The following is a 21,763-nucleotide window of genomic DNA, read 5'->3' on the forward strand; positions in this document are numbered from 1 at the left end:
TGTAAAAACTGCGTTTTTTTGTTTTTGAACTTGCTTAAATTTTAAAACTCTTTAAAATGAACGAACGTTCATTCAGTTAGTGCATACATCATATGTGCTGATTGTTCCCTTCTAAATGTAAATCAATTGAGTGAATTTTATTATGCGTCAATCTGATACAGATATGACCGAGCATATTTTTACGGCAATAGATCATCTGATGGCGAAAGATGGTTTACATAATTTGTCGATGCATAAAATTGCAAAGGCAGCCAATATTTCGCCAGGTACAATTTATATTTATTTTAAATGTAAAGAAGAATTGCTAGAACAATTTGCTCGGCAAGTATTTGCACGTTTTCAGCGTGAATTAGAAAAGAATTATGACGAAAGTCAGTCACTTTTCGGACAATATCGTCAAATGTGGTGGAACATTTGGCATTTTTTAGGTGAAAACCCAAATATTATATTGAATATGCATCAATATCAGTCCTTACCGGGATTTGATAAGGTGATAAGAGAGTGGGATCGTAGCCACTGGACATTATTCTGTGAAAAAGGGCAGAAACTCGGTGTGTTATGTGATTTACCAAGTAATATTCTCTTTTCTTTAGGGTTAGAAAGTGCGATGAAAATTGCGTGGAAACAAATCTATTTTAAAGAATCGTTTTCTGAAGGATTACTGGAGTCGGTAATTCAATGCTCTTGGCGAGCAATGCAAAAATAGTTTATTTTTTGATATTAATGGAGTTTTTGTATGAGTGGGACTCAAGCAAATCAACCTAAACGATCTCATTCGGTGATGATGAAAATCATTTTAGGGATCATTGTATTTTTATTTGCAGTGGTGATCGTTTTCAATGTGATCAAAGGGAAAATGATTGAGAAAGCCATTGCTGGAATGGGAGAAAAAATTTATCCCGTAACGGCGATGACAATTCAACCACAACAATGGACACCTGTGATTGAAACAACGGGCTTGGTGCGACCAAATCAGGGCGCAATGTTAAGCTCGCAAACATCAGGTACTGTGAGCGAAGTGTTAGTGCAATCTGGTCAAGAAGTTAAAAAAGGTGACATCTTAGTGGTGTTAGATAGTTCAGTAGAACAATCTAACTTACGTGCGTCGCTTGCACAATTATCTTCTGTCAAAGCGACTTATCAACGCTATTTGAATTTGTATAAAACCAAAAGCGTTTCTCAACAAGAACTAGATAACGCAAAAGCGGCTTATGAAGCATTAGAGTCTAATATCGCTGCATTAAAAGCGGGGATTGCTCGTCGCCAAATTGTTGCCCCCTTTGATGGTAAAACTGGTATTGTGAAAGTCAACGTTGGGCAATATGTAAATCCAGGTTTTGAGATTGTGCGTGTTGAAGACACAAGTAGTATGAAGATTGATTTTGCACTTTCTCAAACTCAATTAGAAAACTTATACATTGGTCAAAAAGTCACCGCAACTGCGGATGCAAGAAGTGGTGAAACCTTTGCAGCAAAAATTACAGCGATTGAGCCCGCAATCAGCTCAACAACTGGTTTAATTGATGTGCAAGCGACTTTTGATGTAGAAGATGGCCGTAAATTGTTGTCTGGAATGTTCACACGTTTGCGTGTGGCATTAGCTACAGAATATGACCAAGTTGTCGTGCCACAAGTGGCGGTTAGTTACAATATGTATGGTGAAATTGCTTATGTATTGATACCTCTTTCAGACGAAGATCGTGAAGCATTAAGTCATCGTAAAGATTTTGACCCTAACAATTTAGACAAAACGTATCGTGCAAAACAAATCACCGTATTTACTAAAGATCGCCAAGGCATTTATGCACAGTTAAAAGGCGATGACGTGAAAGTTGGCGATAAAATTGTGACAGGTGGTCAACAAAATTTAAGTAATGGTAGCTTAGTTATCGTGGCTGACAAAGCTGGCGTAGGTACACAACAACCTGCGAAGAAAAATAACCTATAAAGTGCGGTAGAAAATAGGAAAGATTTTATGAATTATTCATTATTACTCAAACAATTAGAGCAAATTTTAGAGACTGAAACTTATATTATTTCAAGAATGGCAAACACCTCCGCATTTATTTATGAACATATGCCAGACTTGAACTGGGTTGGCTTTTATATTGTGAAAGACGGCGTGTTAAAAGTAGGTCCATTCCAAGGGAAAGTGGCTTGTTCAGATATCGGCTTTGGCAAAGGCGTGTGTGGCTATACGTGGAAAACTGGCACAACAACGGTGGTGGAAGATGTGCATCAATTTGATGGGCATATTGCTTGTGATAGCGCATCACAGTCAGAAGTTGTTGTTCCGATTTTTAAAGACGGTGAAATGATTGCAGAGTTAGATGTAGATTCACCTCGTTTAGCGCGTTTTTCAGCGGAAGATGTAGAATTTTTAGAAAAATGTGCCGCACTTATCTGAATGAAAAAGTAGGAAACTAAAATGCGATTTACCGATATTTTTATTCGACGTCCTGTCTTGGCGGTGTCAATTAGCTTGTTAATCATTATTCTTGGTTTACAAGCTATTGCTAAGCTTGCAGTACGAGAATATCCAAAAATGACAACGACGGTAATCAATGTCTCGACGATTTATCCCGGCGCAGATGCAAGTTTAATTCAAGCGTTCGTAACGTCGAAATTAGAAGAGGCAGTTGCTCAAGCGGATAATATTGATTATTTGTCATCGAAAAGTTTGCCAAATAGTTCGTTAATTACGATCAAAATGAAATTGAATACGGATCCTAATGCGGCATTGGCAGATGTGTTAGCCAAAGTAAACTCTGTGCGTTCTCAGCTACCTAGAGGGATAGATGATCCTGTAATTACTTCATCAACCGGTGGTACGGGTATGATGTATATCCAATTTAGCTCGGCGAAATTGGATGCAAGTCAAGTTACTGATTATATTGAGCGTGTGATTAAGCCACAATTCTTTACGGTAGAAGGTGTGGCAGAGGTGCAAATATTTGGTGCGTCTGATTATGCGTTACGTATTTGGTTAGATCCAGCCAAAATGGCATCACAGAACTTATCCGCAATGGCTGTGAGAAGTGCATTGTCATCGAATAACGTACAAACTGCGGCAGGTAATGACAATGGTTTTTATGTTACTTATAAAAATAAAGTGGAAACCACAACAAAATCTGTTGAAGAATTGGGTAATTTAGTGATTTCATCGAAAGGCAATAAGCTGGTACGTTTACGTGATATTGCCGAAGTGGAATTAAATAAATCCAGTGATAGTACTCGAGCAGTTGCCAATGGCTTGGAATCTGTAGTGCTTGCAATTAACCCAACTTCGTCAGCAAACCCATTGGTAGTAGCCGAAAATGTTCGCCCCTTGTATGAGCAAATTAAGCGTAATTTGCCAGACAGTATGAGCGCAGAAATTCTGTATGATACCACAATTGCGATTAATAATTCGATTGATGAAGTAGTGAAAACCATTCTAGAAGCAACCATCATCGTATTGGTAGTAATCACTTTATTTATCGGATCATTGCGAGCGATTTTAATTCCAGTAATTACAATTCCTATCTCGTTAATTGGGGTAATAATGCTATTACAAGCGTTTGATTTCTCCATTAACTTAATGACCTTGCTAGCATTGATTTTAGCGATTGGCTTGGTGGTAGACGATGCGATAGTTGTACTTGAAAACGTTGATCGCCACATTAAACTCGGTGAAACACCATTCCGAGCAGCAATTATTGGTACACGAGAAATTGCAGTACCTGTTATCTCAATGACAATCGCATTGATGGCGGTATATTCACCGATGGCATTGATGGATGGTATTACAGGTTCATTATTTAAAGAATTTGCTTTAACACTTGCAGGTGCAGTGTTTATTTCAGGTGTGGTGGCATTAACACTTTCACCAATGATGAGTAGTACTTTATTAAAACCGCATACTGATCCAAGTAAATTAGAAAAATGTATCGAGCATATGTTGACCAAAATGAATAATGGTTATAACTATGCGTTAAATCTAGTGATGGCTAGCCGCAAATGTATGTTGGCATTTGCTGCAATCATCTTTGCAACTTTACCGTTCTTATTTAATTCTCTGGCTCATGAATTAACGCCAGCAGAAGATAGAGGCGCATTTATGGTGGTCGGTCGTGGGCCTTCAAACGTGAATGTGGACTATGTTCAAGAGGGAATGCGTGAGTTCGAACAGATTTTAAAAAATACGCCAGAAGTGGATTTTTCAATGGTGATTTCTGGTGCAATGGGTAGCAACCAATCATTCAGTGTAGTGACATTAAAAGATTGGAGCGAGCGTGATCGCAAACAATCAGAAATTCTGAATGAGCTTAACAAAAAAGCGGCGCATATCCCAGAAATTGCTCTTACTGGTTTTAACTTCCCAGAAATTAATACCGGTGAGCAAGGACCTCCAATTGGTTTTGTAATCAGTACAGCCAATGACTATAAAGACTTAGCCAATGTTGCAGGCGAGTTTTTAGATAAAATGAAAAAATCAGGTAACTTCGTTTATACTGCATTGGATTTAAAATTTGATACAGCACAAATGCGTATCAAAATAGATAAAGAAAAAGCGGGGACTTATGGTGTCACAATGCAGCAAATTAGTGCAACATTAGGTAGTTTCTTATCTGCGGCGACGATTGAACGTGTAGATATTGATGGTCGTGCGTACCGCATTATTATGCAAGTAAAACGTGACCAGCGTTTATCGCCAGAAAGCTTGAATAATTACTATGTGACAGCAAGTAATGGTAAATCTGTGCCATTAAGTAGCTTTTTAACTGTAACGTTAGAACCACAACCAACTTCATTACCTCGTTTTAGTCAGTTAAACTCGGCGGTAATTAGTGCGGTGCCTTTACCAACGAAAAGTATCGGTGAAGCGGTTGAATGGTTGAAAGCGGCTGCGCAAGAAAATTTACCGCAAGGTTATAACTATGACTTTACAAGCCAGGCTCGACAGTTAGAACAAGAAGGCAATGCTTTAGCATTTACTTTCGTGTTAGCAGTCATCATCATTTTCTTAGTGTTAGCGATTCAATTTGAATCAATTCGGGATCCACTTGTGATTATGATTTCTGTACCGTTGGCAGTCAGTGGTGCATTATTGACGCTCAACATTCTGAGCAATACAGTTCCGGGTCTTTTAAGGGCGTTTGGTATCGTGATGAGCTTCCCTGGCACAACCTTGAATATTTATTCTCAGGTTGGTTTAATTACTCTTGTGGGCTTAATTACTAAACATGGTATCTTGATGTGTGAAGTAGCAAAAGAGCAACAATTGCATTACGGCAAAAATCGTACCGAAGCAATTATGGAAGCAGCGAAGGTGCGTTTACGTCCAATCCTTATGACAACAGCTGCGATGGTGGCGGGTGTAATCCCATTATTATATGCAACAGGTGCAGGTGGTGTTTCACGTTTTAGTATCGGGATTGTGATTGCTTCTGGTTTAACCATTGGTACGCTATTTACCTTGTTCGTTTTACCAGTGATTTATAGCTATATTGCAACTGAACATAAACTGTTGCCAGAGTTTGATGAAAGTATCAAACCATTGACGGATAATTCTTCTCACTAAGCTTGAGAAAACTTGATAAAAAAAGACCGCACTTTTAAACGAAGTGCGGTCTTTTTTTATGATCTTTTTTATCGCTATGCGTGTGGTGTTTGTTCTGATGAAGGCCATGCATTCACAACGGCTTTCACTAATGTTGCTAATGGAATCGCAAAGAACACGCCCCAGAAACCCCATAAACCACCGAAAATTAAAACCGCAATAATAATGACAAGCGGATGTAAGTTTACAGCCTCTGAGAATAAGAACGGCACTAATAAATTACCGTCTAAAAGCTGACTCACAATATAAGCAATAAGGATATACCAAAATGTTGGGCTAATACCAAATTGCGCTGCAGCCACTAACGCTACTGGAATAGTCACTAACACCGCACCGATATAAGGCACAAGCACAGATAAGCCCACAGCAACCGCTAATAACAAGGAATAATTCAAACCAAAGAACAAGAAAATTGCATAAGTTACTGCGGTTACAATGATAATTTCAAATAATTTTCCACGAATATAGTTAGCAATTTGTTGTTGCATTTCTTGCCAAACGTTAGAGGCAAGGGTGCGGTTTTTCGGTAGGAAACGGCTTACGCCAGTCATCAATTCTTTTTTGTCTTTTAATAAAAAGAACACCATTAACGGCACTAAGAAAGCATAAATGCCAAGTGTCACCAAACTTAATAACGAGGTAAGAGAGAATTTTAATGCAGACTCACCGAAGCCAAGAATTTTGGCTTTCACAGAGTTGAGTACAGAATCAATAGTTTGATAATCCACAAGTTCAGGATAATGCTCAGGCAAAGAAAGTAACCACACGTTAATCGTATTGAACATATGCGGAAGATCACTGACTAAGTTAACAGTTTGTGTCCAAAGTGTTGGAATAAGCACAAGCACAATCACTAAAATCAAGCTAAGAAAACCGCCAAAAATCAGTGCGGTTGATAATAAACGTGGGAATTTAAGTTTATCGGTCAGAAAACGAATTGGCCATTCTAAAAGGTACGCCAACACAATTGCAATCAGTAACGGTGCGATTAAATGACTGAAAAAATAAATAGAAATAAAACCAAATAACAAGATAGCAAACAACCCCATCGCCTGCGGATCGCTAAAACGGTTGTTATACCAACTTTTTAACATTTCGATCATAATATTCCCTTAAGGTAAGCATTTTGAGCGATTATAAGTTAAAATCTAACGAGATCATATTATTAAGCGAGGAAATTCTATGACAATCACGATTTATCACAATCCACGTTGTTCCAAAAGTCGCGAAACATTAGCACTTTTAGAACAAAAACAATGTGAGCTTGACGTACAAGCCTACTTAAACCATCAATTCACTACTGAAGAATTGCAATCAATTGCAAAAAAATTAGGCGTGAAAAGTTTTCGTGAAATGATGAGAACCAAAGATGAATTATTTGCCACTTTAGGCTTAAATCAACCTGATGTGACAGAACAACAATTGTTAGACGCTTTGGTAGCAAATTCCGCATTATTAGAGCGTCCAATCGTGGTCAACGGTGAGCGTGCTAAAATCGGTCGCCCACCAGAATCTGTACTTGAGATTCTCTAATTTCGCTTTATAATGTTGCCCGTTTGTTAATTAAAATAAACGGGCAAATGTTAATTACTTTATAAGGAAAAATTATGGCAAAAAAACATCAGCCACAAAGTGCTCAGCCTTATCAGCACAAGCGTGGAACAATTAAAGATAATGCCATTTGCGCATTATTACACGATCCGTTATTCCGTCAGCGAATTGAGAAAAAACGCAAAGGAAAAGGCAGCTATCAGCGAAAAGCGAAACATGTAGGGAAATTTTTTGAAAAGCCCGATTATAAAATTTTTGATTTGAAAGATTTTATAATCGGGTTTTTCTTAAACAACATTTACAACAATGCAACTCATTTAAACTCAGCGAGGTAAATTTATGACTATGCAAACGGAAGTACTTTTTAGTAATAATTGGAATGTAAGAATTAGTGACCCTGGTGAAGAAGGGGCGCAAAGCCACTTTTTTGAAACCATTTATATCACACTTGAAGCGCATATTAAGGGTGATGAAATTGCTTATGAATTTACACGTAAAGTAGAAGATCAAGTAAAAATCAACCGCACTTTTACCGATTTAAGTGAGCTTTTCAAATTCCTCGGTGACTACCTTGACCCAGTGAGTATGGGCTTTTTAGGTATCAAAATCGGCAACTTAGGCGTTAAGGCTTAAGTTTCATTCCTTCTAGAAAAACGATGCCCCTTGAAATTCTCATCTCAAGGGGACTGAAAATATTGCTATTTGAGCAATAGAATATATTTCTTAATGCTTAAATACATAAATAACATAAAATACTTTCGGGATTTTTATATAAAGCTATAAAATAGCGAAATAAAAATTCATAAGAAAGCAATTTAAAGCCAATAGTTATTGATTTAGTTAAAAAATAAATATTAGAACGGCAAGGAGAATATCTATGAAATTAAAAAAATTAGCCTTTTCAGCTTTAGTTGCATTGACGTTAGTTGGGTGTAATGAACAGTCTATTACAGGGACCTACTCAAACCCAGAAGAAAAGAATTTAACAATAGATCAAGACGGTAAAAAATACATTGTAGCAACATGGATTAAAGGCACAGCAATGATAAGTGGCAGACCAACTTTAGGAGGTTATAAAGTAGTTACTTACAAAAAGAATAATGTTTTATACCATATAAGTGATGACTCAGAGGTTGGAACAATCAACGGCGATAGTTTTACGCTAAATAAAAATGGCAAAGTATATAAGAAGAAACTTTAATTTTAAAAGAAGCTTATCTAAAAATAGAATTTATAGTTAAATGTTTTTTTCAAATTTAGGAAACAAAAATCCGCACTTAATATTGCGGATTTTTGTTTTTAAGATTTTATTTGTTAATGTGTAATTTAAAAGTCACAAGTATCTAGTAGAGCTTCCTACATTTAGACACTTCCCAAAAGGACTATTTCACCTTTCTGCTTGCGTTTAGGGCGCCTCATCGTTTTTCAAATAATCGATAGTTCAAATTTATCCCTATTTCATTTTCTAATCAACAATCAACTCAGCTCAACCCCCTCAATTTCTTATCGCATTTTCTTTGTATTGCTTATATTATTAGCCCATCTTTTTTATGGGCAGAGATGATGCAAAAAATTTTGTTAATTTTGACCGCACTTTGGGGGCTTCAGGGGTGTGGGACTGTGGTGAAGTTGTTAGACCCTACAGCACCCTATACAGCCTATGCGGGCACAAAATATGATTTTGAAATGGCGAAGAAATGGGGATTGCCTATCTTAGATTTGCCTTTATCTTTTTTACTTGATTCCGCACTATTGCCTTATGTGTGGGCGCAAGAATCTGAATAACGAATACGATGAAATTAAATTCACAACAACAGCAAGCCGTTGAATATGTCACAGGCCCTTGCCTTGTATTGGCTGGGGCTGGCTCTGGCAAAACACGTGTTATCATTAATAAAATCGCACATTTAGTTGAAAAGTGCGGTTATTTACCACGTCAAATTGCCGCAGTCACTTTTACGAACAAAGCCGCACGTGAGATGAAAGAGCGTGTCGCTCAGTCTATTGGTAAAGAGGCGAGTCGTGGCTTGATTGTGTCAACTTTCCACACCTTAGGTTTCGATATTATCAAACGTGAATACAAACATTTGGGTTTTAAATCCAATATGACGTTGTTTGATGAACACGATCAGCTTGCGTTACTCAAAGAACTTACCGCAGATTTGCTTTCGGAAGATAAAGATCTTCTGCGTGAGCTGATTTCAACGATTTCCAACTGGAAAAATGATCTGATTTCACCACAGAAAGCGAAGGCACAGGCAAGGGATGCAAAAGAACATACTTTTGCACACTGTTATGAACGTTATAGCCAGCAAATTCGAGCTTACAATGTGTTGGATTTTGATGATTTGATTATGTTGCCGACCTTGTTGTTCAAGCAAAATGAAGAAGTGCGGTCGAAATGGCAGCAGAAAATTCGTTATTTGCTGGTGGATGAATATCAAGACACTAATACGAGCCAATATGAATTGATCAAATTATTGGTGGGCGATCGAGCTTGCTTTACAGTGGTGGGTGATGATGATCAGTCCATTTATTCGTGGCGTGGTGCTAGACCGCAAAATATGATTCGCTTAAAAACGGACTTCCCACAATTAAAAGTGATTAAACTTGAGCAAAATTATCGCTCAACGCACCGCATTTTACATTGTGCCAATATTTTGATTGATAACAATGAACACGTGTTCGATAAAAAATTGTTTTCTAATTTGGGCGAAGGCGAAAAGTTGCAGGTGCTGGAAGCAAAAAATGAGGATGATGAGGCCGAACGTGTTGTGGGGGAGTTGATCGCACATCGTTTTATGCGGAAAACCAAATATAAAGATTATGCGATTTTGTATCGCGGTAACCATCAATCCCGTTTATTGGAAAAAGTGTTAATGCAAAACCGTATTCCTTATAAAATTTCAGGTGGCACTTCGTTTTTCTCGCGTGCTGAAATTAAGGATATGATGGCGTATTTGCGCTTGTTGGTGAATCAAGATGATGATGCAGCATTTTTGCGTATTGTGAACACGCCAAGGCGTGAAATTGGTACTATCACGCTGCAAAAGCTAGGTGAGCTAGCACAAGAAAAACACACGAGTTTATTTGATGCGATTTTTGATTTTGAGCTTATTCAACGGATCACCCCTAAAGCCTACAATGCATTGCAAAATTTTGCGCAGTGGATTGTGAACTTATCAGATGAAGTGGCGCGTTCTGAACCGGCTCAAGCCATTCGTACAATGTTGGCTCAGTTGCATTATGAAGAATATCTTTATGAATATGCAACCAGTCCCAAAGCGGCTGAAATGCAAAGTAAAAACGTTGCAACTTTGTTTGACTGGGTTGCAGATATGCTGAATGGAAATGACGTTGATGAGCCAATGAGTTTGAATCAAGTTGTTACCCGTTTAACGTTGCGCGATATGTTAGAGCGTGGCGAAGATGATGACGAAAGCGATCAAGTGCAATTAATGACATTACACGCTTCAAAAGGGTTGGAGTTTCCTCACGTGTTTTTAATTGGAATGGAAGAAGGCATTTTGCCTCACCAAACTAGCATTGATGAAGACAATGTGGAGGAAGAGCGTCGCTTAGCTTATGTTGGGATTACGCGCGCACAACAAACATTATGTTTTTCATTGTGTAAAGAGCGTCGTCAATTTGGTGAGATATTAAAAACTGAACCGAGTCGCTTTTTAGCAGAATTACCGGCAGACGATATTCAATGGGCTCGTAATAAGCCACCAATGAGTAAAGAGCAAGAAAAACAAAATACAGCTAATCAATTGGCTAACTTACGTGCTATTTTGCGTGGGAAATAGGATTTCTTATTTTTTTGTAGAGAAATTATTCAGTCGAATAATTTTTTGTAAAAATGATTTGACTTATTTTTATAAAACCGTATTATACCGCCCACAAACCGATTGCGGTGAGATGGCCGAGAGGCTGAAGGCGCTCCCCTGCTAAGGGAGTATAGGGTCAAAAACTCTATCGAGGGTTCGAATCCCTCTCTCACCGCCATTTACTCAGGTTTTACTCACTAAATTAGTGAATGTAAAACGATGCTGCACCCGTAGCTCAGCTGGATAGAGTACTCGGCTACGAACCGAGCGGTCAGAGGTTCGAATCCTCTCGGGTGCGCCATTTCCAAATAGGCTCTAATATTTGAAATGGTTAATGCAAGTAAATAAATGGGAATCAAATATACGCACCCGTAGCTCAGCTGGATAGAGTACTCGGCTACGAACCGAGCGGTCAGAGGTTCGAATCCTCTCGGGTGCGCCATTTCATAATCCACATCCTGATACTTCATTTTAAAATTCATTTCATTTATAGATATTAAGTATTTATAACTCTAAATTTTTTTATTGCTTTGAGCATTTTAAGCTTAAAAGTGCGGTCAATTTTTTATGATTTTTCATATCCTAAAGCTTTCTTATTGTAACTTATTTAAAATTTCAGGTTGATCTAATAACAGCGCATAATAATTGGCGAGAAAATAAGTTTGTTCGTTTGCTGGAATTGGGAAAGGAATAAGCTGAAGAATTTCTTGATGCATTGCAGAAACTATTGGAAAACAGACTGAGCTTTGAATTTTATGTTGAAAGTCTTTATGTAATGGGGATGCACAATGCTGTCTTTTAATACGTCCGAGCGCATTTGCTAAATGCACTAACATTGTTTGTACTTGCGATGTTTCAACGTTAACGTGCCAATGTTCAGCTAAATGTGTTTTGGTATTGAACACAATTTCTACTATTTGCTCATCAATTAATTTTCGCACTTGTAACATTTCTAAATGTGCTTGAATATCCATACAACCCTCGCATCTGAGTCTAGTGAAGTCTAGCTTACTTTGAACAAATTAAACAGTGCAGAGATCACAAATTTATAGCAAAATAAGCTTACTTTTCATTAATGTTTAAAAAGAGTGAGTAATGTTAGATTCAACAGTTCTTGAGCAATATGATGGATTAATTTTTGATATGGACGGCACCGTGATTGATACAATGCCTTGCCACGAGCGTGCGTGGATAATGGTCGCAGAAAGAATGGGTTATCCTTTATCGCCTTCAGTAATGTACGAATTAGCTGGTGCACCATTAAAAACCATTGCTGAAGAAATGATGATGAGGGCTAATATGCCGTTGGAACATTTAAAAGAAGTCATGACATTAAAACGTCAGTTTGGTTCAGCTTTAATTCTAAGTGAAGCGACTTTATTACCTGCCGCAAATATTGTACAACGTTATTATGGTAAGAAACCGATGGCGTTAGGCACAGGATCTCATCGAGAAATTACGCATAAATTATTAAATAAACTGGAAATTGCACATTGTTTTGGTGCAGTTGTCACTTCTGAAGACGTTGCACAACATAAGCCCGCACCAGATACTTTTTTACGCTGTGCTGAATTAATTCATGTTGATGCGAAAAAATGTTTAGTGTTTGAAGATGCGGATTTTGGTATTCAAGCTGCATTGACTGCAGGTATGCATGCCTTTGATGTGCGCACAGAAACTTTAATTACAGGTTAATTGTAGTACTTCATGAGCGTAGAATAAGATGTGGGATTGGCTTTCATTACAATGGTGGGAAAGTGTTTCGCCGCAATATGACTTGTGGTTAATGTTTGCCAGTGCATTTCTAAGCTCGACAATTTTACCAGGTAATTCCGAAATCATTTTTGTTGCGTTGTTAACTAAACAAATCGATCATGTTTCGTATTCTTCGATTGCAAATTTATTTGCTATCGCAGTTTTGGGAAATAGCTTAGGTAGCTTAACAACCTATTGGCTTGGGCGTTTAATGCCAAGAGCTCAACAAAAACAGCAACAAAATCCTCGCTTTGAGATAACAATTAGATTATTACAACGGTATGGTATATGGGCATTGTTGTTCAGTTGGTTGCCGGTTATTGGGGATTTGTTTTGTGGTATTGCAGGTTGGTTAAGATTAAATGTGTTTGGGGCATTTATTTTAATCTTTATCGGGAAAATGGTTCGATATGCTTTTTTACTATTTTTAACGATAAACTTGTTTTAAATTGTGAAGAAAATTGGTCTAATTGGGTATTAGACATAAAAAAACACCACCCAAGATGGGTGGTGAAATAACCTAAGGAACCAATTTTATTAAAAACAACTGCAAGTTGCTGTAATTTAAGACTAGTAGTTTTTTAGAAAGTTCAATAAATTTATCAAAATTTAATCAAAACTAAAATAAAAGGAAGAATTATGCCATTACTTGATAGCTTCAAAGTCGATCATACAAGAATGAATGCGCCTGCAGTGCGTGTCGCAAAAATTATGAAAACACCCAAAGGTGATGAAATTACAGTGTTTGATTTACGTTTTTGTGCACCAAATAAAGCGATTCTTTCTCCACAAGGTATTCACACATTAGAACATTTATTTGCAGGTTTTATGCGTGATCACTTGAATAGTGAAAGTGTAGAAATTATTGATATTTCTCCAATGGGATGCCGCACAGGGTTTTATATGTCATTAATCGGCACACCAACAGAACAGCAAGTGGCAGAGGCGTGGCTAGCATCAATGCACGATGTATTAAAAGTGGAGAAACAAAGCCAAATTCCCGAATTAAACGAATATCAATGTGGTTCTTATAAAGAACATTCTTTGCCTGATGCACATCAAATTGCTAAAGATGTGATTGCAAGTGGTGTAGGTGTTAATAAAAATGACGATTTATTGTTGGATGAAAAATTATTAAATCCTTAATCTATTATTATTCAAATTATCCAAACACAATATCCAGAAGGAAATAAAAATGACAAAAATTGGTACCGCACTTACAGCTAAAGCCACCAAAGTAATGATGTTAGGCTCGGGGGAATTAGGTAAAGAAGTGGTCATCGAGCTACAGCGTTTAGGCGTTGAAGTTATTGCAGTGGATCGTTATGAAAATGCACCAGCACAACAAGTTGCTCATCGTGCTTATACTATTTCAATGCTTGACGGAGAGGCATTAAAGGCTTTAGTTGAGAAAGAAAAGCCAGATTATATCGTGCCAGAAGTGGAAGCGATTGCTACAGCCACTTTAGTTGAATTAGAACAAGCGGGTTTTAATGTAATCCCAACAGCAAAAGCAACACAATTAACAATGAACCGCGAAGGTATTCGTCGTTTAGCTGCGGAAGAATTGGGTTTACCGACCTCAAATTACCAATTTGTAGATAATTTTGAGGACTTCAAAGGTGCGGTAGAAAAAATTGGTATTCCTTGTGTAGTAAAACCTATTATGTCTTCTTCTGGACATGGGCAAAGTATTTTGAAATCCGCTGATGATATCCAAAAAGCGTGGGATTATGCACAACAAGGTGGTCGTGCTGGAGGTGGTCGTGTTATTGTTGAAGGTTTCGTCAAATTTGATTATGAAATTACGCTTTTAACAGTACGTCACATTCACGGCACATCATTTTTAGCACCAATTGGGCATATTCAAATTGATGGTGACTATCGAGAGTCTTGGCAGCCACAAGCAATGTCAAAGATTGCATTATTGAAAGCACAAGAAATTGCAGAAAAAATCACAGGTGCATTAGGCGGGCGTGGCATTTTCGGTGTGGAAATGTTCGTATGTGGTGATGAAGTGATTTTCAACGAAGTGTCACCACGCCCACATGACACAGGGATGGTAACTTTAATTTCACAAGAATTATCAGAGTTTGCATTACACGCACGTGCGATTTTAGGATTACCAATTCCTGAAATTAATTTAATCAGCCCGTCAGCATCAAAAGCAATTGTGGTGGAGGGTAAATCAAATCAAGTTCAATTCAGCAATTTGAACGAAGTACTTGCAGAACCAAATACCAATATTCGTTTATTTGGTAAAGGTGAAGTGAATGGACACCGCCGAATGGGGGTGATCTTAGCTCGTGATGAATCTGTGGTGGCAGCATTAGAAAAAGCACGTAGAGCTTATGATAAATTAGAAATTATATTGTAATTAAAACTTTCTGAAAACTGACCGCACTTGATACCTTAAAGTGCGGTCAGTTTTTATTTTTTTAAGCTATTATTTTTGTGTTAAATAGTCCAACACGACTTGATGGTGGTTTGAGGTTTTAAATTGTGTAAACACTTGCTCAATTTTGCCTTGTTCATCGACCAAAAAGCTAATGCGGTGAATACCATCATAAGTTTTGCCTAAAAATTTCTTTTGTCCCCACACGCCAAATTGGTCTGCAACTTGATGCTCTTGATCGGCTAATAAATAAAAATTCAGATCTTTTTTTTCCGTGAATTTATGTAATTTTTCTGGAGTATCTGGGCTGATCCCTAAAATCACTACGCCTAATTTTTCTAATTCTGTTTTGCTGTCACGTAAGCCACAAGCTTGCGTATTACAGCCGGGTGTGAGTGCTTTAGGGTAAAAATAAATAAGCACTTTTTTGCCTTCGAATTGTCTTAGAGAGATAGGTTCATTGTATTGATTAAAAAGCGTAAATTGTGGCGCAATGTCACCAATTTGTAAGGTTTTCATTAAAATCTCCTTGTGGGAAATAAGTTTGTTCAAAAAATTGAAAAAATTGCTTGCAAATTCAAATCATTTTAGCGATCTTAAATTAATATTTACAAGCAAACTCAACAATCAATATAGTGTAATCATTCTAAAAATGATAGCTATTTAAAACTCTCAGTATCCTCAGGAGGATTTATGTCATCGCATAATTATTTATTCTCAGGTAGCATCGTGGCTATCGTCACCCCAATGGACAGTTCTGGCGAAATTGATTTTGTCAACCTGAAGAAGTTAGTGGAATATCATATTAATGCAGGAACGGATGCTATTGTTTCTGTGGGAACAACGGGAGAAGCAGCAACATTAAGTATTGATGAAAATGTTAAGACAATTTTAAAAACATTAGAGTTTGCTGATGGACGTATTCCTGTTATAGCAGGCGCAGGTGCTAATGCTACAAGTGAAGCTATTGTGATGACAAAATTATTGAACGATAGCGGTGTGGCAGGGTGTCTTTCTGTTGTGCCTTACTACAATAAACCAACACAAGAAGGGATGTTTCAGCACTTTAAAGCTATCGCAGAATGTACCGATTTACCGCAAATTCTTTATAACGTGCCAAGCCGTACAGGGAGTGATTTGCAACCAGAAACAGTGGGACGTTTAGCAAAAATTAAAAATATTGTAGGGATTAAAGAAGCAACGGGTGATGTGAGCCGTGTAGCGAAAATTAAACAATTAGCAGGCGAAGATTTCATTTTCTTAAGCGGTGATGATTCAACAGGTTTAGAATCGATGAAATTAGGCGGTCAAGGTGTAATTTCTGTTACTAATAACATTGCAGCTGCAGATATGGCGAAAATGTGCCATTTAGCGTTGAATGGTCAATTTGAAGAAGCAGAAAAAATTAATCAGCGTTTAATGGCATTGCATCAAAATTTGTTTGTGGAATCTAACCCAATCCCAGTTAAATGGGCTGCCTATCGCTTAGGTTTAATTGAAACTCCGACTTTGCGCTTGCCATTAACCACATTAAGTGAATCTGCACAGTCTAAAGTAGAAGACGCATTAAAAGCTGCGGGTTTACTTTAATTAGTCATTGATGAGGTTTAGGGTCTGGCATATCAGACCCTAAACTTTTATTCAATGTGATTGTCAAAGTGCGGTAACTTTTAAAATAAAATTAATCATTTGAGGAAATATGTATGAAGAACTGGTTATTACCCCTTGCTTTGTTAGGTACACTTGCCGCTTGTTCTACCAGTAATGAAAGTAAACAACGTGCAAATGATGCTTACCAAAATTCAGACGAAGCATTACCTGCATTTGCACCTTTAGCAACTGGTGGAGTGAATTTACCAAAAGCAGATAACACTTATCAGATTCCTCAAGTTAAGATCCAAAGAGCGGATAATGTAGATATTCGCCCACCAGAGAGCCCACGTGCGATTATTCAAAATTCCGTGGCACAATTTGATGGTGAAAGAGCATTGATTGCTTATCCAAACGATAAAAAGCAAATTTATAGCCTTGAGCAAGTGGCACGATTATTAACAGAACAAGGTGTGGAATATAAACTCACAGGAAATAAGATCACAACAGGTTGGACAGGTGCTGGGCGTACTGATGATATTGGCAATGTTCAGCTACAATATGATATTGAACAAGTTCATTCAGGTGGTTACAGTGCTTTGTTTGTGTCAGTGCTACAAGCTAAACGTGATGATGTGATTTTTACTCCAAACCTGAAAGATAAACAGCGTTATACCTCAGATCGTTTAAATCAATTAATTGGTCAGTTAAATTCGACCTATCGTAAGCAATTGCAAGATCTCAATAACTCAGGTTTTAATCCAATTCAATCAGCATTGAGCAAAGACAGCAATGGTCGTACGGCCTTGGCATTGAATGCGACATTTAATCACGCTTGGGTAAAATTAGGTCAAGTATTACCACGTTTAGATTTTGAAATTAAAGATGAAATTATTGGTCGGGGAACACGAAAGTTGGATTATCGTCCAGTTAGTAGCTCAATGTGGTGGCCGTTTAGTGGTGGCGAAGGTAATATTTTGGATAAGGGCACTTACTTTATGCAGTTAAGTGCATTAGGTAAACAAAGTGCGGTTGTTTTTACGGATGAAGGGGGCAATGAGCTCACACCAGAAAAAGCGCAAGCACTTTACCAAGCATTAAAAAATGCATTATCAAAATAATTGATTTTGAATAACAACACTGTGTGAAACTTAAGCGCAGTGTTGTTTTGGTTTTAATAGATATAGAAATCAGTAAAATCTTGGAAGATTTATTTCGGTCTTAAATATCAGTCTACAAGGTTATTTTATATTGAGTGATCTTTGCTAGTGCGAAAATGCCGACTTTCTATTATAATCGTGCTAATTTTGTGTTAATAAAAATAGTTATAGGATAACAACAATGTTAATTGAGAAACTTCACAGCATAACAAATAGTTGGGTATCAAAACTGGTGTTAGGTCTGATTGCTGTGGCTTTTGTTTTAAGTGGTATTACAGGTTATGTTTTTACCAATGTAGATACTTCTGTGGCTAAAGTAAATGGCGAAGAGATCACACAACAGGCGTTTCACCAACGTTATGAGTCTGAGTTTGAGCGTTTAAATCAACAATTAGGTTCACAATTTGCAGCAGTTGCGGGCTCCAAAGGTTTTGTATCTAATTTGAGACAAAGCGTTTTAAACAGCTTAGTTAATCAAGAATTATTACGTCAATATGCAAATGATCTAAAACTTGCGGTGAGCGATGAGCGTATTAAACAAGAAATTGTAACTAGTGAGCTTTTCCAGACTGACGGCAAATTTGATAATAATTTATATCAAAGAAGATTACAGCTAAACGGGATGAATGCGGATATGTATGCCGCTTATGTGGGTGAGGCATTACGTTTAGATCAACTACAATCAGGTTTAGCAGAAAGTGCGTTTAGCGTACCAGCACAGCAAGATCAACTAACAGAATTATTCTTTCAAACTCGTAAATTACGTTTAGCTAAATTTGATTTGAAGGATGAAATTGCACAACAACAAGTGACTGAAGAGGAAATCAAAGCATATTACGATGCGAATAAATCAGCGTTTTCGGTGCCTGAATTAGCGAAAGTTCAATATATTGAATTAACTCGTGCGGATGTTGAGAAAAATATTCAAGTGACTGATGTTGAAATCGCACAATATTATCAAGACAACAAAGCATTATATGTTTCTCAAGGTCAACAACGTATTTCTCACATTGAGTTAGCAACTGAGCAAGATGCCCAAGAAGTGTATGCTGCATTACAGGATGGCGCAAATTTTGCAGGTTTAGCAAGTGCACGTTCCTTAGATAAAATTTCTGCGGCAAATGGAGGTGATTTAAGCTGGTTAAGTGCAGGTGGTTTGCCTAAAGCCTTTGAGGATGCAGCAAATGCACTTGAAGTAGGCAAATTTAGCCAACCAGTGAAAGTAGATAGCCATTATCATATTATTTTAGTGACTGATCGTAAATCAGCAGAAGCTTTACCATTATCTGTAGTGAAAACACAAATTGCTGATCAAATCCGTCAAAACTTAGTAAATAACCAATATTTTTCTGTGGAAAAACAAATGGCTGAAAAAGCCTTTGAAAATCCTGAGAGTTTAGCGAAAGCAGCTGAAGTTGCGGGCTTAGAAATTAAAGAAACTGATTTCTTCTCAGCAAACGATATGCCTATGGAGTTGAATTATCCAAATGTGGTGTCTGCGATTTTCCATTCTGATATTTCACAAGGTGGTGTGAATTCTGAGCCAATGAATGTGGGCGACCAACATTCTATCGTAGTGAGAGTATTGAAAAATACCCCAGAAGGTGTGCGTAGCCTAGAAGAAGCGAAAGCGGATATCGAAACTTTATTAAAGCGTCAGAAAGCAGAAAGTGCGGTATTGGCGGCAGTATCTGAAATTGCTAAAAATTTAACACAAAATCCAAAGCAAGAGTTACCAAAAGGTGTTAACTTTGCTAAAGAAGAAAGCTGGGTATTTGCACAAAATAGTGATCAAACATTGGCAAATGCAGTGTTTGCAATGCCGTTTAAAGCAGGTGAAACGACTTACCAAGCAGCTAAATCAGGTAATGGTGAAATCGTGTTAATTCAATTGAATGCGGTTGAACAAGGTTCGTTAACTGAAGAACAGCGTAAAGCATTTGACTTACAAGTTGAACAAACGCGTGAGTTCGAATTACAAAACAGCCTAATTCAAGCATTACGTTCTCAAGCGAAAATTGAGGTGAATGATAAATTCTACGAATACACTGAAGAATAAGTATTAATCAATACTTTTATTAGTTTAAGGACCGAATTCAATAGAATTTGGTCCTTTTTATTTTTTATGTACTCTCTGTGCTCATTTATTTTATAAAAAATATCAGCCTTCAATATTATTTGAGGGCTGATTGATTACTTTTTTATTTATTTTTAGCACATTATATAGTTTGTAATGTTGTTGATAGTGCAGTGATTTTACGTAAAACCATATTTAATACCACACCATAAGCTGGCACGAAAAGCAAAATACCAATAAAGAGCTTAAATAAATAATCGACAAAACCTAATTCCATCCAATGTTCTGCCATAAATGGATCGCTGCTTGCATAGAATGCGATAGCAAAGAAAAGGAATGTATCTGCCATTGAGCCGAAAATCATTGAACTACTTGGAGCAATCCACCAGGTTTTCAACTGACGTAATCGATTGAAAACTAATACATCTAATAATTGTCCGAATACATAGGCAAAAAAACTTGCAATTGCAATACGGAACACAACATTATTAAAAGTGGCTAATGCATTCAGACCTTGATATTGTGAGTCAGAAAACAGTGTTGAAATTACATAGCTCATAACTAAGGCTGGAATCATCACGATAAAAATGATCCATCTTGCTTCTTTGGCCCCGAATAGACGTACTGTCAAATCAGTGGCTAAGAAAATAAATGGGAATGTTAATGTTCCCCACGTACTATGGAAACTAAAATTTTCACTTTCTCCGAATAAACTCAAAGGAAGTGTAATTTTGAAAGGGATTTGTACAAGATAGTTACTTGCAGCAATGATAAAAATGTGGAAAAAACTCAGAAAAATAAGTGCATGTCGAGTTTGTTGATTTGTAAATATTGAAAGTGTTTTCATGTTGTACCTTTTTGATATGAATTGGGGTGAGGGAACCCAAAAATGAGAAATAATAGAGTGTTCACTTTGTGAGTGCTCAATCATACTAATTTTAATCAGGATTGCAAGCCACCTTAAATGAGGTAAACGTTTGCAGTTGAAAATATTCTCGTTACAATAGGGGAGAGTTTTTTAGATTGGATAAAATATGTTTATTCTTTATATTTTAATTGCGCTAGTGGCGGGTGTTGCTTTGGCTTCTCAAGCAGCAATTAATTCCCAGCTTGCAAAGGCGATGAATAATGAGCCATTAATTGCAACTTTTATATCCTTTGGATCTGGGGCAATTTTATTGCTGATTATTGCCTCACTGAAAACTGATTTAGTGGGTAATTTAACGACGGCTCACCATCATTCTTGGTGGAAGTATCTCGGCGGCGCATTAGGTGCATTGGTCGTGTTTACTACAGTATTATTATCCCCAAAAATGGGAATTACTAATATGCTGTTTTTCATTATTGTAGGGCAGTTGATTACAGCGATGATCATCGATCATTACGGGTTAATTCATATGCCTATTCGTGAAGTCAATTTGTTTAAACTCATTGGGTTAGGGATTGTAGGTATTGGATTAATAACCTTTTTCTTTGGTGACAAATTAGTGAAATTTTTTAATTGATTGTGCACTAAGAAAAAAGTGCGGTACTTTTTATAATAACTTTGTTGTATGTTGTTCAACTAAATATGGAGAAAGGAAATAGTATGCAAACAATTATGCTTAAAGTCGAGGGAATGCACTGCAGTGGTTGCGTGAAAACTGTGACTCGAGTACTGGATGCATTAGAGGGCGTTTCAAATGTTGATGTTAGTTTGGAGAATGCCTCTGCTCAAATTCAATTTGATTCAAGTCAGGTCTCTGTGAATAAATTAATTGATGTAGTTGAAAATGCAGGTTTTGATGTATCACTTACTTAATG

The 21,763-nt window shown here is 37.2% G+C and carries 23 protein-coding genes and 3 tRNA genes; 22 read left to right on the forward strand and 4 right to left on the reverse strand.

The features are described 5' to 3' along the window. Window positions 1-142 precede the first annotated feature (142 nt). Genes CKV78_RS00120 through acrB form a run of 4 tightly spaced genes read left to right on the forward strand, consistent with a single transcriptional unit; the run spans window position 143 to window position 5,563 of the window. On the forward strand, window positions 143-706 hold the full coding sequence (locus CKV78_RS00120) for a TetR/AcrR family transcriptional regulator (protein ID WP_005765054.1): 564 nt from the start codon (window positions 143-145) through the stop codon (window positions 704-706). Window positions 707-736: 30 nt separating this feature from the next. Then, a complete protein-coding gene (gene acrA / locus CKV78_RS00125) occupies window positions 737-1,948 on the forward strand; it encodes a multidrug efflux RND transporter periplasmic adaptor subunit AcrA (protein ID WP_005765055.1) in 1,212 nt (403 codons plus the stop codon). A 27-nt stretch (window positions 1,949-1,975) separates the two neighbouring features. Continuing rightward, window positions 1,976-2,407: a GAF domain-containing protein gene (locus CKV78_RS00130; RefSeq protein ID WP_005765058.1), complete on the forward strand. Its 432-nt coding sequence runs from the start codon at window positions 1,976-1,978 to the stop codon at window positions 2,405-2,407. Window positions 2,408-2,428: 21 nt separating this feature from the next. After that, window positions 2,429-5,563: a multidrug efflux RND transporter permease subunit AcrB gene (gene acrB, locus CKV78_RS00135; RefSeq protein WP_005765059.1), complete on the forward strand. Its 3,135-nt coding sequence runs from the start codon at window positions 2,429-2,431 to the stop codon at window positions 5,561-5,563. 74 nt (window positions 5,564-5,637) lie between these two features. Here the strand turns inward: acrB and CKV78_RS00140 are convergent, their stop codons facing one another. Next, the gene (locus CKV78_RS00140; RefSeq protein WP_005765062.1) at window positions 5,638-6,705 is read right to left on the reverse strand and encodes an AI-2E family transporter; all 1,068 of its coding nucleotides are present in this window, start codon (window positions 6,703-6,705) and stop codon (window positions 5,638-5,640) included. Between the two features lie 79 nt (window positions 6,706-6,784). On the opposite strand from CKV78_RS00140, the gene arsC reads away from it, so the two are divergent. The 9 genes from arsC (at window position 6,785) to CKV78_RS00185 (ending at window position 11,425) form a co-directional block, all read left to right on the forward strand. Beyond that, a complete protein-coding gene (gene arsC / locus CKV78_RS00145) occupies window positions 6,785-7,135 on the forward strand; it encodes an arsenate reductase (glutaredoxin) (RefSeq protein WP_005765064.1) in 351 nt (116 codons plus the stop codon). 74 nt (window positions 7,136-7,209) lie between these two features. Further along, the gene (locus tag CKV78_RS00150) at window positions 7,210-7,488 is read left to right on the forward strand and encodes an alternative ribosome-rescue factor A (protein ID WP_005765066.1); all 279 of its coding nucleotides are present in this window, start codon (window positions 7,210-7,212) and stop codon (window positions 7,486-7,488) included. Between the two features lie 4 nt (window positions 7,489-7,492). Then, window positions 7,493-7,786, forward strand: coding sequence for a DUF5377 family protein (locus CKV78_RS00155; RefSeq protein WP_005765068.1), 294 nt, complete (start codon window positions 7,493-7,495; stop codon window positions 7,784-7,786). A gap of 244 nt (window positions 7,787-8,030) precedes the next feature. Further along, entirely contained in the window at window positions 8,031-8,354 is a 324-nt protein-coding gene (locus tag CKV78_RS00160; RefSeq protein WP_005765071.1) for a hypothetical protein, read from the forward strand. Window positions 8,355-8,716: 362 nt separating this feature from the next. Then, window positions 8,717-8,938: a YceK/YidQ family lipoprotein gene (locus tag CKV78_RS00165; protein WP_005765073.1), complete on the forward strand. Its 222-nt coding sequence runs from the start codon at window positions 8,717-8,719 to the stop codon at window positions 8,936-8,938. Between the two features lie 8 nt (window positions 8,939-8,946). Then, entirely contained in the window at window positions 8,947-10,962 is a 2,016-nt protein-coding gene (gene rep, locus CKV78_RS00170) for a DNA helicase Rep (protein ID WP_005765076.1), read from the forward strand. 106 nt (window positions 10,963-11,068) lie between these two features. Beyond that, window positions 11,069-11,161, forward strand: a tRNA-Ser gene (locus CKV78_RS00175). A 46-nt stretch (window positions 11,162-11,207) separates the two neighbouring features. After that, window positions 11,208-11,284: transfer RNA gene (locus CKV78_RS00180), tRNA-Arg, on the forward strand. 64 nt (window positions 11,285-11,348) lie between these two features. Continuing rightward, window positions 11,349-11,425: transfer RNA gene (locus CKV78_RS00185), tRNA-Arg, on the forward strand. A gap of 151 nt (window positions 11,426-11,576) precedes the next feature. Here the strand turns inward: CKV78_RS00185 and CKV78_RS00190 are convergent. Further along, the gene (locus tag CKV78_RS00190) at window positions 11,577-11,957 is read right to left on the reverse strand and encodes a PRD domain-containing protein (protein WP_005765079.1); all 381 of its coding nucleotides are present in this window, start codon (window positions 11,955-11,957) and stop codon (window positions 11,577-11,579) included. 121 nt (window positions 11,958-12,078) lie between these two features. Here CKV78_RS00190 and CKV78_RS00195 point away from each other — a divergent pair, with 121 nt between their 5' ends. The 4 genes from CKV78_RS00195 to purT all read left to right on the forward strand — a co-directional run bounded on the left by CKV78_RS00195 (window position 12,079) and on the right by purT (window position 15,115). Beyond that, the gene (locus CKV78_RS00195) at window positions 12,079-12,678 is read left to right on the forward strand and encodes a beta-phosphoglucomutase family hydrolase (protein WP_005765081.1); all 600 of its coding nucleotides are present in this window, start codon (window positions 12,079-12,081) and stop codon (window positions 12,676-12,678) included. A 28-nt stretch (window positions 12,679-12,706) separates the two neighbouring features. Beyond that, complete coding sequence (locus CKV78_RS00200) at window positions 12,707-13,186, forward strand: YqaA family protein (protein ID WP_005765083.1); 480 nt, start codon at window positions 12,707-12,709, stop codon at window positions 13,184-13,186. A 191-nt stretch (window positions 13,187-13,377) separates the two neighbouring features. Beyond that, window positions 13,378-13,884 (forward strand): S-ribosylhomocysteine lyase, encoded by a 507-nt coding sequence (gene luxS / locus CKV78_RS00205; protein WP_005765086.1) that lies wholly within the window; start codon window positions 13,378-13,380, stop codon window positions 13,882-13,884. A gap of 49 nt (window positions 13,885-13,933) precedes the next feature. Further along, a complete protein-coding gene (gene purT, locus CKV78_RS00210; protein ID WP_005765088.1) occupies window positions 13,934-15,115 on the forward strand; it encodes a formate-dependent phosphoribosylglycinamide formyltransferase in 1,182 nt (393 codons plus the stop codon). Window positions 15,116-15,184: 69 nt separating this feature from the next. Here the strand turns inward: purT and bcp are convergent, their stop codons facing one another. Beyond that, window positions 15,185-15,652, reverse strand: a complete 468-nt coding sequence (gene bcp, locus CKV78_RS00215; RefSeq protein ID WP_005765090.1) for a thioredoxin-dependent thiol peroxidase — start codon at window positions 15,650-15,652, stop codon at window positions 15,185-15,187. Window positions 15,653-15,826: 174 nt separating this feature from the next. On the opposite strand from bcp, the gene dapA reads away from it, so the two are divergent. From dapA to ppiD, 3 genes are all read left to right on the forward strand, one after another. Beyond that, window positions 15,827-16,723, forward strand: a complete 897-nt coding sequence (gene dapA, locus CKV78_RS00220; protein ID WP_032855669.1) for a 4-hydroxy-tetrahydrodipicolinate synthase — start codon at window positions 15,827-15,829, stop codon at window positions 16,721-16,723. A gap of 113 nt (window positions 16,724-16,836) precedes the next feature. Next, window positions 16,837-17,844: an outer membrane protein assembly factor BamC gene (bamC, locus tag CKV78_RS00225; protein ID WP_005765094.1), complete on the forward strand. Its 1,008-nt coding sequence runs from the start codon at window positions 16,837-16,839 to the stop codon at window positions 17,842-17,844. A 220-nt stretch (window positions 17,845-18,064) separates the two neighbouring features. Beyond that, window positions 18,065-19,942, forward strand: coding sequence for a peptidylprolyl isomerase (gene ppiD / locus CKV78_RS00230; protein WP_005765096.1), 1,878 nt, complete (start codon window positions 18,065-18,067; stop codon window positions 19,940-19,942). A gap of 160 nt (window positions 19,943-20,102) precedes the next feature. On the opposite strand, the gene CKV78_RS00235 is transcribed toward ppiD, so the two are convergent. Then, the gene (locus CKV78_RS00235; RefSeq protein WP_005765097.1) at window positions 20,103-20,807 is read right to left on the reverse strand and encodes a 7-cyano-7-deazaguanine/7-aminomethyl-7-deazaguanine transporter; all 705 of its coding nucleotides are present in this window, start codon (window positions 20,805-20,807) and stop codon (window positions 20,103-20,105) included. Between the two features lie 187 nt (window positions 20,808-20,994). Between CKV78_RS00235 and CKV78_RS00240 the strand changes: the two genes are divergently transcribed. Together CKV78_RS00240 and CKV78_RS00245 are read left to right on the forward strand one after the other, a co-directional pair. Beyond that, window positions 20,995-21,465 (forward strand): DMT family transporter, encoded by a 471-nt coding sequence (locus CKV78_RS00240; protein ID WP_005765100.1) that lies wholly within the window; start codon window positions 20,995-20,997, stop codon window positions 21,463-21,465. Between the two features lie 83 nt (window positions 21,466-21,548). Further along, on the forward strand, window positions 21,549-21,761 hold the full coding sequence (locus tag CKV78_RS00245; RefSeq protein WP_032855670.1) for a heavy-metal-associated domain-containing protein: 213 nt from the start codon (window positions 21,549-21,551) through the stop codon (window positions 21,759-21,761). Window positions 21,762-21,763: the final 2 nt, after the last annotated feature.

The sequence above is a fragment of the Pasteurella dagmatis genome, assembly GCF_900186835.1.
Classification (GTDB): Bacteria; Pseudomonadota; Gammaproteobacteria; order Enterobacterales; family Pasteurellaceae; genus Pasteurella; species Pasteurella dagmatis.